The organism is Rhizobium aouanii, from assembly GCF_037002925.1.
GTDB classification, from domain to species: Bacteria; Pseudomonadota; Alphaproteobacteria; order Rhizobiales; family Rhizobiaceae; genus Rhizobium; species Rhizobium aouanii.
Window position 1 is genome coordinate 1 of record NZ_JBAMYD010000027.1, and the last position, 14623, is coordinate 14623.

11 protein-coding genes are annotated in these 14623 nt (G+C 61.5%); 7 read left to right on the forward strand and 4 right to left on the reverse strand.

Annotated features, from left to right (window positions below; genetic code table 11):
• Positions 1–86: 86 nt before the first annotated feature.
• On the reverse strand, positions 87–1850 hold the full coding sequence (locus tag V8P77_RS32035; protein ID WP_335916246.1) for a glucan ABC transporter ATP-binding protein/ permease: 1764 nt from the start codon (positions 1848–1850) through the stop codon (positions 87–89).
• A 317-nt stretch (positions 1851–2167) separates the two neighbouring features.
• Here V8P77_RS32035 and V8P77_RS32040 point away from each other — a divergent pair, with 317 nt between their 5' ends.
• From V8P77_RS32040 to V8P77_RS32050, 3 genes are all read left to right on the forward strand, one after another.
• Complete coding sequence (locus V8P77_RS32040; protein WP_335916247.1) at positions 2168–2923, forward strand: helix-turn-helix transcriptional regulator; 756 nt, start codon at positions 2168–2170, stop codon at positions 2921–2923.
• Between the two features lie 117 nt (positions 2924–3040).
• A complete protein-coding gene (pyc, locus tag V8P77_RS32045) occupies positions 3041–6505 on the forward strand; it encodes a pyruvate carboxylase (RefSeq protein ID WP_335916248.1) in 3465 nt (1154 codons plus the stop codon).
• A 193-nt stretch (positions 6506–6698) separates the two neighbouring features.
• On the forward strand, positions 6699–7271 hold the full coding sequence (locus V8P77_RS32050; protein WP_041936515.1) for an NADPH-dependent FMN reductase: 573 nt from the start codon (positions 6699–6701) through the stop codon (positions 7269–7271).
• Between the two features lie 44 nt (positions 7272–7315).
• Here the strand turns inward: V8P77_RS32050 and V8P77_RS32055 are convergent, their stop codons facing one another.
• From V8P77_RS32055 to V8P77_RS32065, 3 genes are all read right to left on the reverse strand, one after another.
• Entirely contained in the window at positions 7316–8077 is a 762-nt protein-coding gene (locus V8P77_RS32055) for an amino acid ABC transporter ATP-binding protein (protein ID WP_335916249.1), read from the reverse strand.
• A complete protein-coding gene (locus V8P77_RS32060) occupies positions 8074–8754 on the reverse strand; it encodes an amino acid ABC transporter permease (RefSeq protein ID WP_025396423.1) in 681 nt (226 codons plus the stop codon). The genes V8P77_RS32055 and V8P77_RS32060 overlap by 4 nt, the downstream gene beginning before the upstream one ends.
• 204 nt (positions 8755–8958) lie before the next feature.
• Positions 8959–9732 (reverse strand): amino acid ABC transporter substrate-binding protein, encoded by a 774-nt coding sequence (locus V8P77_RS32065; protein WP_025396422.1) that lies wholly within the window; start codon positions 9730–9732, stop codon positions 8959–8961.
• 422 nt (positions 9733–10154) lie between these two features.
• Between V8P77_RS32065 and V8P77_RS32070 the strand changes: the two genes are divergently transcribed.
• The 4 genes from V8P77_RS32070 (at position 10155) to hisC (ending at position 14615) form a co-directional block, all read left to right on the forward strand.
• The gene (locus V8P77_RS32070) at positions 10155–10931 is read left to right on the forward strand and encodes a DeoR/GlpR family DNA-binding transcription regulator (RefSeq protein WP_335916250.1); all 777 of its coding nucleotides are present in this window, start codon (positions 10155–10157) and stop codon (positions 10929–10931) included.
• A 65-nt stretch (positions 10932–10996) separates the two neighbouring features.
• Entirely contained in the window at positions 10997–12190 is a 1194-nt protein-coding gene (locus tag V8P77_RS32075; RefSeq protein WP_335916252.1) for an MFS transporter, read from the forward strand.
• Between the two features lie 96 nt (positions 12191–12286).
• On the forward strand, positions 12287–13537 hold the full coding sequence (ispG, locus tag V8P77_RS32080) for a flavodoxin-dependent (E)-4-hydroxy-3-methylbut-2-enyl-diphosphate synthase (RefSeq protein WP_335916253.1): 1251 nt from the start codon (positions 12287–12289) through the stop codon (positions 13535–13537).
• A gap of 16 nt (positions 13538–13553) precedes the next feature.
• Positions 13554–14615, forward strand: coding sequence for a histidinol-phosphate transaminase (gene hisC, locus V8P77_RS32085; RefSeq protein ID WP_335916254.1), 1062 nt, complete (start codon positions 13554–13556; stop codon positions 14613–14615).
• Positions 14616–14623: the final 8 nt, after the last annotated feature.

Consider the following 14623-nt stretch of genomic DNA (forward strand, 5'->3'; position numbering starts at 1 on the left):
CCGAATGCCGATCGATCCTCAGTTCCAGGCAAACAAAAAGGCCGGAAGGAGTTACCCTTCCGGCCTTTATCTGAAACCCGAACCGATCAGGCGGCTTCGGTGGTGTGGGCCTTGCGGACCTCTTCGTCCGTCAGGATGCCGCTGGCGCGCAGCAGGGCGGCGAAGCGGCCGTTGCTGTGGCTGAGTTCGTCGAAGCTGCCCTGTTCGACGACGCGGCCGTCATCCAGGAAGAGCACCATATCGGCTTCGCGGACCGTCGACAGGCGGTGGGCGATGATAAAGGTGGTGCGATTCTCCCGCAGATTGTCGATCGCGGCCTTGACGCGGGCTTCGGTTTCGACGTCGAGCGCCGAGGTCGCCTCGTCGAGCACCAGGATCGGCGCGTCCTTGAGAATGGCGCGGGCGATCGCGATGCGCTGTCGCTCGCCGCCGGAGAGCTTGTTGCCGCGTTCACCGACATGCGTATCGTAGCGATCCTCACGCGTCTCGATGAAGTCGGCAGCGGCGGCGGCTTCGGCCGCACGGCGCATTTCCTCTTCACTGGCGCCCTCGCGGCCAAGGCGGATATTGTCGCTGATCGAACGGTTCAGCAGGCCCGCATCCTGGAAGACGGTGGCGATGTGGCGACGCAGCGACTTGCGGGTCACCTTGGTGATATCGGTGCCGTCGACGAGGATCTTGCCGCCCTGGGCATCGTAGACGCGCTGCAGCAGGTTGACGAGCGTCGTCTTGCCGGCGCCGGTCGGGCCGACGATCGCGACGGTCTGGCCTGCCTTCACCGAGAAGGAGACGTTATGCAGGCCCTGTGAGCTGTTGCCGAAGCCGAAGGAGACGTCGCGGAATTCGATCGCACCCTTGACGTCCTTGATCTCGCCGTTGCCGGCAGGCTCTTCACGTTCACGCACCGAGTCTTCAAGCGTATAGAATTCCTCGAGCTTGGAACGGGCCTCGAAAATCTGCGTGGCGAACTGGCGCATCAGGTCGAGACGGCCGATCAACAGGTTGGCAAAGCCGATGAAGGCGATGACGTCGCCGACGCGCAGCTGGCCGGCCTGGACGAGCATGGTGCCGATGATCAGGACCACCATCATCGCGATGGTCGACGCCATACGGTTCAGTGCGCTGGCGATCGCCCACCAGTCGAGCACCGGATACTGGGCTTCGAGCAGACGGTCGGCAAAGGATTTCAGCGCCCTGGTTTCGGCCTCGATGCGGTTATAGCTGTGCAGGACCGAAACGTTGCTGATCGAGTCGCTGACATGCGAGAAGACGGTGTGATAATGGTTCTCGACTGAAGCCTGGCCGTCCTTGGTGCGGCTCATGACGACGCGGCCGATCAGCCAGTAGGCGATGGCGAGCACCATGAGCACGGCGGAAAGGCGCAGGTCCATCGACATTGCGGTCGGTATCAAAAGGGCAAGCGCGATGACCGTCGACAGATGGTTGCGCATGAATTCCAGCCAGAGGCCGAACAGCGTCTCGCAGGCGCGCAGCAATGTATGCAGCGCGTTGGAGGTGCCACGCTGATGGTGCCAGCCAAGCGGCATGGAAATGATGCGGCCGAAAGCTTCCGTCAACAGCGTCGCCCGCCGGCCATGGGCCAGCCGGTCGGCCTCGCGGGCCACCAGAACGAAGGCAATGGTGTTGAAGACGGCGAAAGTCGCCCACATGAAGAGGATGGGCTTGACCTCACCCTTGCCCGAAATCGCATCGATGATACGACCGAACAGGATCGGCTCCGCGATAGTGATCGTCGCAAGAACCATGTTTGCGACAACGACCAGGGATACGCGCAGCTTATAGGCGCCAAGATAGCGCAGAGCCCTTGCATAGACCTTGAATAGCGTCACATCGAACCTCTTGTGCATTGCGAAAACGGGATGATGCGATGCTACAAAAGGCTACCTGAACGGGCGATTAACGGAGTATTCAGGGTTCAATCGATGGGATGATCGACATGCTCGTATTATTGTAGGATGCGACGAGATGGCCGTGGCGCTGAAATTGCCGTCCGGTTATATCCCGCAACAATTTGCGCTTGCATTTTATTAAATGTTTAGCACAGCATTAAATTACAGACTGCATTTATTGAAGACCGTTTCGCGACCAGTTTGACCAGCCGCCGACGGCCTCATGCGGGCATCAGGTCCGGGCAAGGGGCATTTTTGTGAATATTAATTCGTTAATTCAATTGCTTGTAATTCTGGAAGAATGCTCAAATCCTGAAGCTGTCATCACCGAACTGCAGCAGATCCTCCGCGGTTGCGGCTTCGAATATTACGGTCTGCTGCGCCATTTGCCGCAGAGCCCGGTGCAGGAGAATCCGGAGCCCTGGGCTGCGGCGCTTGCCGGCCGCTGGCCGGAGCAATGGCCGCAGATATATGCCGCGAAAAAATATGCTCTGATCGATCCGATGGTGCGCTATCTCGCCCATGCGCAGCGGCCCTTCCGCTGGCGGGAGGCGATGGCGGCTTTCCACAAGGACGCGCATCAGCGCCGTATGGAGCAGATGATGGTCGATGCCTTCGGGCACGGGTTGGAGGATGGCTACATCTTTCCGATCCACGGGCGCAACGGCATTCTCGCCAGCCTTAGTCTCGCCGGCAAGCCGATCGAGCTGTCGCCGGTGGAGATCGCATTGCTGGAGGCGGTGGCGCGCAAGGCCTTCTGGCGGTTGCTCGATCTGAAAGGCGAGGCGCAGGCACTGGAAACCGTGCTGCCGGCCGATACGCCGCTGACGCGGCGCGAGATGGAAATCCTGCATTATCTCGCCGAAGGCATGACGTCGATGGAGATCAGCAAGATGCTGAAGATCTCAAACCACACCGTCGACTGGTATATGAACGGCTTGCAGGACAAGCTGAAGGCGAAAAACAGGCAGCAGGCGGTAGCGCTTGCCTTCCGTCATGGCCTGATAAGTTAGAATGTCGAAAAATTGCATTTCGCAGTCGCAAGATAAATTGAACTTTCTGTGACAAGAAGTTAAGAATTTCCTTCGCGGGTGCAGCATTCCCGCGTCTGAACGTCTGAGGAGACCGTTTTGCCCATTTCCAAGATTCTCGTTGCCAATCGCTCTGAAATTGCCATCCGCGTGTTCCGTGCGGCCAACGAACTTGGAATAAAAACCGTGGCGATCTGGGCGGAAGAGGACAAGCTGGCGCTGCACCGCTTCAAGGCGGACGAGAGCTACCAGGTCGGCCGCGGCCCGCATCTTTCCAAGGACATGGGCCCGATCGAGAGCTATCTGTCGATCGAGGAGGTGATCCGCGTTGCCAAACTCTCCGGCGCCGATGCCATCCATCCCGGCTATGGCCTGCTGTCGGAAAGCCCCGAATTCGTCGATGCCTGCAACAAGGCCGGCATCATCTTCATCGGCCCGAAGGCCGATACGATGCGTCAGCTCGGCAATAAGGTCGCAGCGCGCAACCTGGCGATCTCGGTCGGCGTGCCTGTGGTCCCGGCCACCGGGCCTCTGCCCGAGGACATGGCCGAAGTGGCGAAGATGGCGGAAGGGATCGGCTATCCCGTCATGCTGAAGGCCTCCTGGGGCGGCGGCGGGCGCGGCATGCGCGCGATCCGCGATCCAAAGGATCTCGCCCGCGAGGTGACGGAAGCCAAGCGCGAGGCGATGGCGGCCTTCGGCAAGGACGAGGTCTATCTGGAAAAACTCGTCGAGCGCGCCCGCCATGTCGAAAGCCAGGTGCTCGGCGATACGCACGGCAATGTCGTGCATCTCTTCGAGCGTGACTGCTCGATCCAGCGCCGCAACCAGAAAGTCGTCGAGCGCGCGCCGGCGCCCTATCTCGCGGAAGCGCAGCGCCAGGAGCTCGCCGCCTATTCGCTGAAGATCGCGGCCGCGACCAATTATGTCGGCGCCGGTACCGTCGAATATCTAATGGATGCCGACACCGGCAAATTCTACTTCATCGAGGTCAATCCGCGCATCCAGGTCGAGCATACGGTGACCGAAGTCGTCACCGGCATCGATATCGTCAAGGCGCAGATCCACATCCTCGACGGCTTTGCGATCGGAACGCCGGACTCGGGCGTGCCGCGCCAGGAGGATATCCGTCTCAATGGTCATGCGCTGCAGTGCCGCATCACCACGGAAGATCCGGAGCATAATTTCATTCCGGATTACGGCCGCATCACCGCCTATCGCTCGGCGTCCGGTTTCGGTATCCGCCTCGATGGCGGCACCTCCTATTCGGGCGCGATCATCACCCGCTTTTATGATCCGCTTCTCGTCAAGGTCACGGCATGGGCGCCCAATCCGTCCGAAGCGATCGCCCGCATGGACCGGGCGCTGCGCGAATTCCGCATTCGCGGCGTGGCAACCAACCTGACCTTCCTCGAAGCGATCATCGGCCATCCGAAGTTCAGGGATAACAGTTACACGACGCGCTTCATCGACACCACGCCGGAGCTGTTCCAGCAGGTGAAGCGCCAGGATCGCGCCACGAAGCTGCTGACCTATCTCGCCGACGTCACCGTCAATGGCCATCCAGAGGCCAAGGACAGGCCGAGGCCGCTTGATAACGCTGCCGAGCCGGTGGTTCCCTATGCCAACGGCAACACGGTCAAGGACGGAACGAAGCAGCTCCTCGACACACTCGGCCCGAAGAAATTCGGCGAATGGATGCGCAACGAGAAGCGCGTGCTTTTGACAGACACGACGATGCGCGACGGCCACCAGTCGCTGCTCGCCACCCGCATGCGCACCTATGACATCGCCCGCATTGCCGACACCTATGCGCATGCGCTGCCGAACCTTTTGTCGCTCGAATGCTGGGGCGGCGCGACCTTCGACGTCTCCATGCGCTTTCTGACCGAGGACCCGTGGGAGCGCCTGGCGCTGATCCGCGAGGGTGCGCCGAACCTTCTCCTGCAGATGCTGCTACGCGGCGCCAACGGCGTCGGCTACACCAATTATCCCGACAATGTCGTCAAATACTTCGTCCGCCAGGCGGCCAGGGGCGGCATCGATCTCTTCCGCGTCTTCGACTGCCTGAACTGGGTGGAGAACATGCGCGTCTCGATGGATGCCATTGCCGAGGAGAACAAGCTCTGCGAGGCGGCGATCTGCTATACCGGCGATATCCTGAACTCGGCCCGTCCGAAATACGATCTGAAATACTACACCGACCTTGCGGTCGAGCTCGAGAAGGCCGGGGCGCATATCATCGCGCTCAAGGATATGGCGGGCCTTCTCAAGCCTGCGGCTGCGAAGGTTCTGTTCAAGGCGCTGCGCGAGGCGACCAGCCTGCCGATCCATTTCCACACGCATGATACATCGGGTATTGCGGCCGCGACCGTTCTTGCCGCCGTCGACGCAGGCGTCGATGCCGTCGATGCCGCGATGGATGCACTGTCCGGCAATACCTCGCAGCCCTGTCTCGGCTCGATCGTCGAGGCGCTGCGCGGTACGGAGCGCGATCCCGGCCTCGATCCGGAATGGATCCGCCGAGTCTCCTTCTATTGGGAAGCGGCGCGTAATCAGTATGCCGCCTTCGAAAGCGATCTGAGGGGCCCGGCATCCGAAGTCTATCTGCACGAAATGCCGGGTGGCCAGTTCACCAACCTCAAGGAACAGGCTCGCTCGCTCGGGCTTGAGACCCGCTGGCATCAGGTGGCGCAGGCCTATGCCGACGCCAACCAGATGTTCGGCGATATCGTCAAGGTGACGCCGTCTTCCAAGGTCGTCGGCGACATGGCGCTGATGATGGTGTCCCAGGACCTGACGGTTGCCGACGTCGTCAGCCCCGACAAGGAAGTCTCCTTCCCGGAATCAGTGGTCTCGATGCTGAAGGGCGATCTCGGCCAGCCGCCGTCGGGATGGCCCGAAGCGCTGCAGAAGAAGGCGCTGAAGGGCGACAAGCCCTATACCGTGCGCCCCGGCTCGCTGCTCAAGGAGGCCGATCTCGATGCCGAGCGCAAAGTCATCGAGACGAAACTCGAGCGCGAGGTCAGCGACTTCGAATTTGCCTCCTACCTGATGTATCCGAAGGTCTTCACCGACTTCGCGCTCGCCTCCGATACCTACGGTCCGGTCTCTGTGCTGCCGACGCCCGCCTATTTCTATGGTCTCAAGGATGGCGAGGAGCTGTTTGCCGATATCGAGCGCGGCAAGACGCTCGTCATCGTCAACCAGGCGATGAGCGCGACCGACAGCCAGGGCATGGTGACCATCTTCTTCGAGCTTAACGGCCAGCCGCGCCGCATCAAGGTGCCGGACCGGGCCCATGGGGCGACGGGTGCCGCCGTCCGCCGCAAGGCCGAACCGGGCAATGGCATCCATGTCGGCGCACCGATGCCGGGTGTCATCAGCCGTGTCTTCGTCTCGCCCGGCCAGGCCGTCAATGCCGGTGACGTGCTCGTCTCGATCGAGGCGATGAAGATGGAAACGGCGCTGCATGCGGAAAAGGATGGGACGATTTCCGAAGTACTGGTGCGGGCCGGCGATCAGATCGATGCCAAGGATCTGCTCGTCGTCTACGCAGGCTGAAGCGCGTGTGGCCATTGTTGAAAAGGCGCCTTCAGCGTCTTTGCGAACCTGGCTCCATTCACCCGATTGTGTATGATCGGCCTGTCAAAAAGCTGATAGTTAGCAGCCTCCGCGCCTTGCCCGGCGCGGGGGCTTTCTCATAAACTTGGCCTTCCATCACCCGCCCCCAAGATCAGTCCAGGAAACAATATCCATGAGCAAGTTGAAAATTGCCGTCATCGTCGGCAGCACGCGTATTGGCCGTTTTGCCGAGCATCCGGCCAAGTGGATTGCCGCTATCGCCGCCGAGCGGCAGGACATCGAGGTCGAGGTTCTCGACCTGCTCGACTACCCCATGCATTTTTTCGGTGAGCAGCGTGCGACGACCGCTGAAAGCGAGACGGCTGAGCGCTGGAAAAAGAAGCTGCGTGAGTTCGACGGCTTCATTTTCACCGTTGCCGAGTACAATCACGCTCCGACGGCGGTTCTGAAGAACGCTATCGACCTCGGTGAGTTCATCCACAAGCCGGTTGGTTTCGTCGGTTACGGCGGCGTCGGCGGCGCACGTGCGGTCGAGCATCTCCGGCTGATCTTCGTGGAAATGGGGGCGGCTTCGGTGAAAACCGGCGTGCATATCGCGCTTGGCGAATATCTCGGCGTCCTCAAGGAAGGCAAGAGCCTCAGCGACTACGCGCATCTCAACGAAGCGGCGAAGAACCAGCTCGACCAGCTCACCTGGTGGGGCAATGCGCTGAAGGCGGCGCGCGCCGTCGTCACGGCCTCCTGATTGGAGTTCCAGCAATACCGGGATGTTCGCATCCCGGTATTGGCTCAGATATCGTAGGTATGGGCAGCGTTGATCGTCGAGATGAAGCGCTTGGTGCGTTCGCGCTCCGGTGCGCTGAAGATCGCTCTGGCGCTGCCCGTTTCCACCACGCTGCCGGCTTCCAGGAAAACGACGTCATTGGCGATCTTCGAGGCGAGCCGGAGATCGTGGGTCGCCATCACCATCGTCGTGCCTTCGCTGGCAAGTTTGCCCAGCACATCGACCACTTCGGCCGAAAGCTCGGGATCGAGGGCGGATGTCGGCTCGTCGCACAGAAGCACGCGCGGCGAGGGCGCCAGTGCGCGGGCGATCGCGACGCGCTGCTGCTGGCCGCCCGATAATGTCGAAGGCCAGGCATCGGCCTTGTGGGTCATGCCGACCTTGGTCAGCAATTCCATCGCACGCTCGCGAGCTTTTGGCCTCGGCCATCTCAGCACCGTCACCAGGCCTTCCATGACATTCTCGATCGCGGTCTGATGCGGGAAGAGCTGAAAATTTTGGAAGACCATGCCGGTCTGGCGGCGGATCTTCTGGATCGCCGGCCAGCTCGTTCGTTTGCCCGGCGCAAAGGCCAGCGTTTCCTCGCCGAGGCGGATGGAGCCGGCGGTCGGAATTTCGAGCAGGTTGATGCAGCGCAGCAGCGTGCTCTTGCCGCCGCCCGAAGGACCGACCAGCGCGGTCACGCTGCCTTCGGGGATGCGGATGCTGATATCCTTGAGGATAACGGCGTCGCCGAAGCGCTTTTCGATGTGGGAAAGCTCGATCATGCATTTGCCTCCAGCATGCCGCCATAACGCGCGAAGCGGCGTTCCAGCCGCACCTGCAGCTGCGAGAGGACGGAGCTCAGGACGAGATAGATCAGCGCCGCCTCGATATAGAGGATCAGCGGCTCATAGGTGGTGGCGACGATGCGCTGTGCCGCCTGGAAGAGCTCGGGCACGGTGATGGCGGCGGCAAGCGAGGTGTCTTTGACCAGCGAGATGAAGGTGTTCGACAAAGGCGGTACGGCGACGCGGGCCGCCTGCGGCAGGATGGTGCGGCTCATCGCCTGACGCCAGCTCATGCCGATCGAATAGGCGGCTTCCCACTGGCCCTTCGGCACGGAGGAAATGACGGCGCGGATGATCTCGGAGCTATAGGCGCCGATATTCAGCGTGAAACCGATGAGGGCGGCCGGAAAGGCATCGAGCAGGATGCCGAGGCTCGGCAGGCCGTAGAAGATGACGAAGAGCTGCACGAGCAGCGGCGTGCCGCGGATGACCCAGACGTAGAAGCGCGCGATGGCCGAAAGCGGCATCGGCCCGAAGAGCCGGGCGATCGCGGTGGCGAGCCCGAGCGTCAGGCCGAAGGCGAAGGATAGCAGGGTCAGCGGAATTGTGAAGATCAGCCCCGCCCAGAGGAGCGAGGGCAGCGATTCCGCCATCAGTTGGAGCCAGTGCGGCAAGGGCGTTCTTTCTGGTCGGTTGGGTCCGTTGAAGTGAATACCCCTCCCCAACCCCTCCCCACAAGGGGGGGGACTTATCTAGTCTCCCGCCCTGCGCGAAATGGCAACCGAACTGCCAAGCCGAAACGACTGAGGCGGTTCGCCGCCGAAGCCCCTCCCCCTTGTGGGGAGGGGTTGGGGAGGGGACTTTTCTCGAGTGGAACTTTACTTGGAAACGTCCTGGCCGAAATACTTGTCGGCGATCTTCTTGTACGTGCCGTCCGCCTTGATGTCGGCAAGCGCCTTGTTGATTTCGGCGAGAAGCTCCGGCTCGTTCTTGCGGATGATGATGCCGGAGTAATCGGCATTTTCCTGCTCGGCGGCGATCTTCACCGGCGCGTCCGGCTTGTGCTTCTTGAAATCGAGGAAGGAGAGGCTGTCGTTGATCGTGGCGTCGGCGCGCTTGGTCAGCACCAGCTGGATCGACTGATCGAAACCGTCGGTGCCGACGAGCTCGGCGCCGGCTTCGGTTGCGAGCTTGCCGAAGTTGCTGGTCAGCGACTGGGCGGCCTTCTTGCCCTTCAGGTCGGCGAAGGTCTTGATGCTGTCGTCGCCCTCGCGGGCGATCAGCACGGCCTTGGAGGCGATATAGGGCTCGGAGAAATCATACTTCTGCTTGCGGGCTTCGGTGATGCCGACCTGGTTGATGACGGTGTCGTAGCGCTTGGCGTCGAGGCCGGCGATCAGGCCGTCCCACTTGCCTTCGACGAATTCGGCTTTGACGCCGAGCTTGGCGGCGATCGCTTCGCCGATCTCGACGTCGAAGCCGGCGAGCTTGCCGCTTTCGTCATGGTAGGTGAAGGGCGCATAGGTGCCTTCGGTGCCGATCTTGAACACGCCGGCCGATTTGATGGCGGCGAGGTTTTCGCCGGCATGGGCGGGCAGCAGGGCTGCAGCCTGAATGAGGGCAGCGGCGGCGACGGTTTTCAACCAATTCATTGTTCTATCCATCCTTGGGAGGTTGTCATCGGGTGAGGATATTTTGCAGAAAACTAGGGCGCCGGAAGCGTAGAAAACTGCGAATAAAAGCAGCAACTGCAAATATTTTTCTCAAGCAGCCGTTTTGAACCACGAATCCTGCAGAAACAGGCATCACACGCTGATGCGGCGCAGCTTTGGCGTGAGCAGGACGCCCAGTTTGACGGAGTTCTTCACGGGGAGGTAGCACGGATATGCTGGCGGGAATCGGGAACGACCAATCGATATTCGCGCCTCTGGGGCCGGTCAATAGGGCACATCCGCGCTGGTAGTGCAGCTTTGTTTCTGAACGTCAGAAAACGTGTGACCGTGCATATTGCCTGCATGGTCATAAGCGGTTATGCACGTTTTTGGTTTTATGAGGTCTCGAACCGGGTAGGAACATGCAGGATTTTCTGTTGCGAGAGCGCCAAGGCGTGATTTCCGAGAGGCTGCGGCTGAATGGCCGCGTGCTGGCGACGGAGCTGGCGCTCGAATTCGGCGTCTCCGAGGACACGGTGCGGCGGGATCTGCGCGAGATGGCGGCGGCAGGGCTCTGCGAGCGGGTTTATGGCGGTGCATTGCCGGTCTCGCCGGCGCACGGAAGCATGACGCAACGCATCGGCTTTGCCGCTGATCGGAAACAGGCGCTGGCGCGCGCTGCGGCAAAGCAGATTGCCGCCGGCTCGACCGTGTTTTTCGATGCCGGCAGCACCAATCTGGCGATTGCCAACGCATTGCCGGCCGAGCTTGCACTGACGGCTGCGACGAATGCGCCGGCGATTGCCGCAGCGCTGATCGACAAGCCTGCCGTCAACGTCATTCTGATCGGCGGGATGGTCGATCGGCAGACGGGCGGTTCGCTCGGTGCCAAGGCCTTGCGGGATATGGAACAGATTTCGCCCGATCTCTGCATTCTCGGCGCCTGCGGCGTCGATCTCGAAGCCGGCATCACGGTGTTCGGCTTCGAGGATGCGGAGTTCAAGCGGTTTGCGACGTCGAGGAGCAGAAAAGTGTTGGTAGCTGCAACCTCGGAGAAATTCGGCACTGCCGCCCCCCATAGCATCCTGCCGGTTGCCCATTGCGAATGCCTGGTCGTCGAGCACGATGCCGATCCGGCAGTTCTCGCCCGTTACCGCGAGCGCGGATGCAGGACCGTTATCGCCGAGAAAACGAACTGAGGCGCCGTCACAGAGTTTAGGGAAACCGGGCGCAAGCAGGCCCGGCAATGAGGAAAGACCGAAAAATGGACAGTCATGTAAGTGCGCCGCCGGAAGCCCGGAGCGGCTTCATCACCAGAAGCAGGGCGGCGGTTTCCCTGCTCTTTCTCATGAACGGTTTTGTCGTCGGCTGCTGGGCGCCGAAGATCCCGGATTTTGCCGAGCGTCTGGCGCTGACCAAGTTCGAGCTTGGGCTGATGATCCTGGTCTTCGGCGTTGGCTCGCTGGTCATGATGCCGATCGCCGGCGCGCAGATTGCCAAACACGGCTCGCGTGTCGTCGTTCAGGTGCTCTCCGTCTGTGTGCTGCCGTTGCTGCTGGCATTGACGCTGGCGCCAAATGTGATCACCGGGGCGATCTCGCTCTTCCTGTTCGGCGGCTTCATCGGCGCAATGGATGTGGCGATGAATGCCAATGCGGTGTCGGTCGAGAAATCGATGCGCCGCGCCATCATGTCGTCCTGCCACGCTTTCTGGAGCCTTGGCGGACTGATCGGCTCAGGTCTCGGCGGCATCGTGATCTCCAAGCTCGGCATTCTCGGCCATGCGCAACTGGCGACGGTGCTGGCGGCGATCTTCGTTGCCGTCGCCTGGCCGATGATCCTTGCGGATCCGCCGCATCCCGACACCAAGAAGGAAAAGACGAAGCTGCCGATGGTGCCGCTGCCGTGGCTGCTCGGATTGATGGCGCTGTTCTCGATGGTGCCGGAAGGTGCTGTTCTCGACTGGGGCGCGCTCTATCTCCGGCAGGAAATGGATGCGTCCGTGGCACTATCCGGTCTTGGTTTCGCAGCCTTTTCAGCGACCATGGCAATCATGCGCTTTGGCGGCGACCTGGTGCGCGACCGTCTTGGCGGAGTCAAGACGCTGCGGATCTGCACTTTGTTTGCCATTGTCGGCATGCTGCTTGCAGGCATGGCGCCCAACGCCGAGCTTGCCATTCTGGGCTTTGCTTTTTGCGGTATCGGCATTTCCAACATGGTGCCGATCGCCTTCTCGGCGGCGGGCAATATTCCCGGCCTCAAGCCCGGCATCGGCATCTCGGTGGTCACCACCATGGGCTATTCCGGCATGCTGGTTGCGCCATCGTTGATCGGCTTCGTCGCCGAGCATATCGGTTTTGCCGTCGTTTTCATGGCGCTGCCGGTGCTGCTCATCGTCGTTCTGCTGCTGTCCAACCTTGCCCATTATGCCGATGAGACCTCCGGAGGCGGTCACTGAGCCGCCTCCCAACAAAAGTGATATCAGGGGCGGTTGACAAGCAGCCGGCCTTGATCCACCTGAAAAGCACTGTTTTTAGGGGTGCAAGAACTCTCCATGTCTTCAGCTGCCGATTTTGATCCGAAACCGCGCCGCGCTTCCGTTGCCATCGATGTCGGCGGTGTCATCGTCGGCGGCGGGGCGCCGGTCGTCGTGCAATCCATGACGAACACCGATACGGCCGATATCGATTCCACCGTCGCGCAGGTCGCCGCTCTCCACCGGGCGGGTTCGGAGCTGGTGCGCATTACCGTCGACCGCGACGAGAGTGCGGCCGCCGTGCCGAAGATCCGCGAGCGGCTTCTGCGCCTCGGCATGGACGTGCCCTTGATCGGCGACTTCCATTATATCGGCCATAAGCTGCTCGCCGATCATCCGGATTGTGCCGAAGCGCTGGCGAAATACCGCATCAACCCCGGCAATGTCGGCTTCAAGGACAAGAAGGACAAGCAGTTCGCCGAGATCATCGAGATGGCGATCCGCTATGACAAGCCGGTGCGCATCGGCGTCAATTGGGGCTCGCTCGATCAGGATCTGCTGACGGCGCTGATGGACCAGAATGCCGAAGCCGGATCGCCGCTTTCGGCCCGGCAGGTAACGCGCGAGGCGATCGTGCAGTCGGCGCTGCTGTCGGCAGCCCTTGCCGAAGAGATCGGCCTGCCGCGCAACCGCATCATCCTGTCGGCCAAAGTCAGCCAGGTGCAGGACCTGATCGCCGTCAATTCCATGCTCGCCGAACGCTCCAATCATGCGCTGCATCTCGGCCTGACCGAAGCCGGCATGGGCACCAAGGGCATCGTCGCCTCGTCGGCGGCGATGGGCTTCGTGCTGCAGCACGGCATCGGCGATACGATCCGCGTGTCGCTGACGCCCGAACCGAACGGCGACCGCACGCGCGAAGTCCAGGTAGCGCAGGAAATCCTGCAGGTCATGGGCTTCCGCCAGTTCATTCCCGTCGTTGCGGCCTGTCCGGGCTGTGGACGCACAACGTCGACCGTGTTCCAGGAGCTTGCCCAGAACATCCAGAGCGACATCCGCAAGAACATGCCGGTCTGGCGCGAGAAATATCCCGGCGTCGAGGCGCTGAACGTCGCCGTCATGGGCTGCATCGTCAACGGACCGGGCGAAAGCAAACATGCCGATATCGGCATTTCGCTTCCGGGCACCGGCGAGACGCCGGCCGCCCCCGTCTTCATCGACGGCCGGAAGGCGCTGACGCTGCGCGGTCCCAATATCGCCGCCGATTTCGAAGCGCTTGTCGTCGACTATATCGAGAAGCGTTTCGGCCAGCGGACGGCGGCGGAATGACCGCCGGCAAGTTCGGATGAGCCAGTACTGGTCGCCAATCGTCAGCAGGCTTCGGCCCTATGTCGCGGGCGAGCAGCCCCGTACCGCGAACATGGTCAAGCTCAATACCAACGAAAATCCTTACGGGCCGTCTCCTAGGGCGATCGAGGCAATCCGGGAGGCGGCGGACGATCGTCTCCGGCTCTATCCCGATCCCACTGCCACGGAATTGCGCGAGACGATCGCGGTTCGTTTCGGCCTGACGGCGGAGGAAGTATTCGTCGGCAATGGCTCCGACGAGGTTCTTGCGCATGCGTTCCAGGCGCTGCTGAAACATGAGCGGCCGCTTCTCTATCCCGATGTGACCTACGCCTTCTATTCGACCTATAGCCTGCTATACGGCGTCGAAGTGATCGAAGTGCCTGTTGACGATGGGTTCCGGATCCGCCTGGCCGATTACGACAGGCCCTGTGGCGCGATCATCATCCCCAATCCGAATGCGCCGACCGGCATCGGCCTGCCGCTCACAGGCATCGAGGCACTTGTTGCCGCCCATCCGGATGCGGTCGTCGTCATAGACGAGGCCTATATCGATTTCGGCGGCGAGAGTGCCGCCGGGCTCGTTTCAACCTATCCCAACCTACTGGTGATCCAGACCCTGTCGAAGTCCCGTTCGCTTGCCGGTCTGCGCATCGGCTTTGCGCTGGGGCAGCGGCCGCTGATCGAGGCGCTGGAGCGGGTCAAGGACAGCTTCAATTCCTATCCGCTCGATCGTCTGGCGCAGCTTGCCGCGACGGCGGCGATCAAGGACGAGGCGTGGTTCGAGACATGCCGGAGGAACATCATCGTCAGCCGGGAAAGCCTCGTCTCCAGCCTCGAAACGCTGGCCTTCGAGGTCTTGCCGTCGCAGGCGAATTTCGTTTTCGCGAGGCACGTAAGCCGTTCGGGGCCAGCGCTCCAAGCCGCTTTGCGGGAGCGCGGCATTCTCGTCCGGCATTTTGCCAAGCCGCGTATTTCGGACTTCCTGCGGATCAGCATCGGCACGGATGAGGAGTGTGCCCGCCTGGTTTCGGCTCTCAAGGAGATACTGGCAGCCTGACCTGCGGT

Bases quoted from the DNA above. Each gene is read 5' to 3' on its own strand.
- V8P77_RS32070 (WP_335916250.1), top strand. From the start codon at position 10,155: ATGCAGGATTTTCTGTTGCGAGAGCGCCAAGGCGTGATTTCCGAGAGG.
- V8P77_RS32050 (WP_041936515.1), top strand. From the start codon at position 6,699: ATGAGCAAGTTGAAAATTGCCGTCATCGTCGGCAGCACGCGTATTGGC.
- V8P77_RS32065 (WP_025396422.1), bottom strand. From the start codon at position 9,732: ATGAATTGGTTGAAAACCGTCGCCGCCGCTGCCCTCATTCAGGCTGCA.
- hisC (WP_335916254.1), top strand. From the start codon at position 13,554: ATGAGCCAGTACTGGTCGCCAATCGTCAGCAGGCTTCGGCCCTATGTC.
- V8P77_RS32055 (WP_335916249.1), bottom strand. From the start codon at position 8,077: ATGATCGAGCTTTCCCACATCGAAAAGCGCTTCGGCGACGCCGTTATC.
- V8P77_RS32075 (WP_335916252.1), top strand. From the start codon at position 10,997: ATGGACAGTCATGTAAGTGCGCCGCCGGAAGCCCGGAGCGGCTTCATC.
- ispG (WP_335916253.1), top strand. From the start codon at position 12,287: ATGTCTTCAGCTGCCGATTTTGATCCGAAACCGCGCCGCGCTTCCGTT.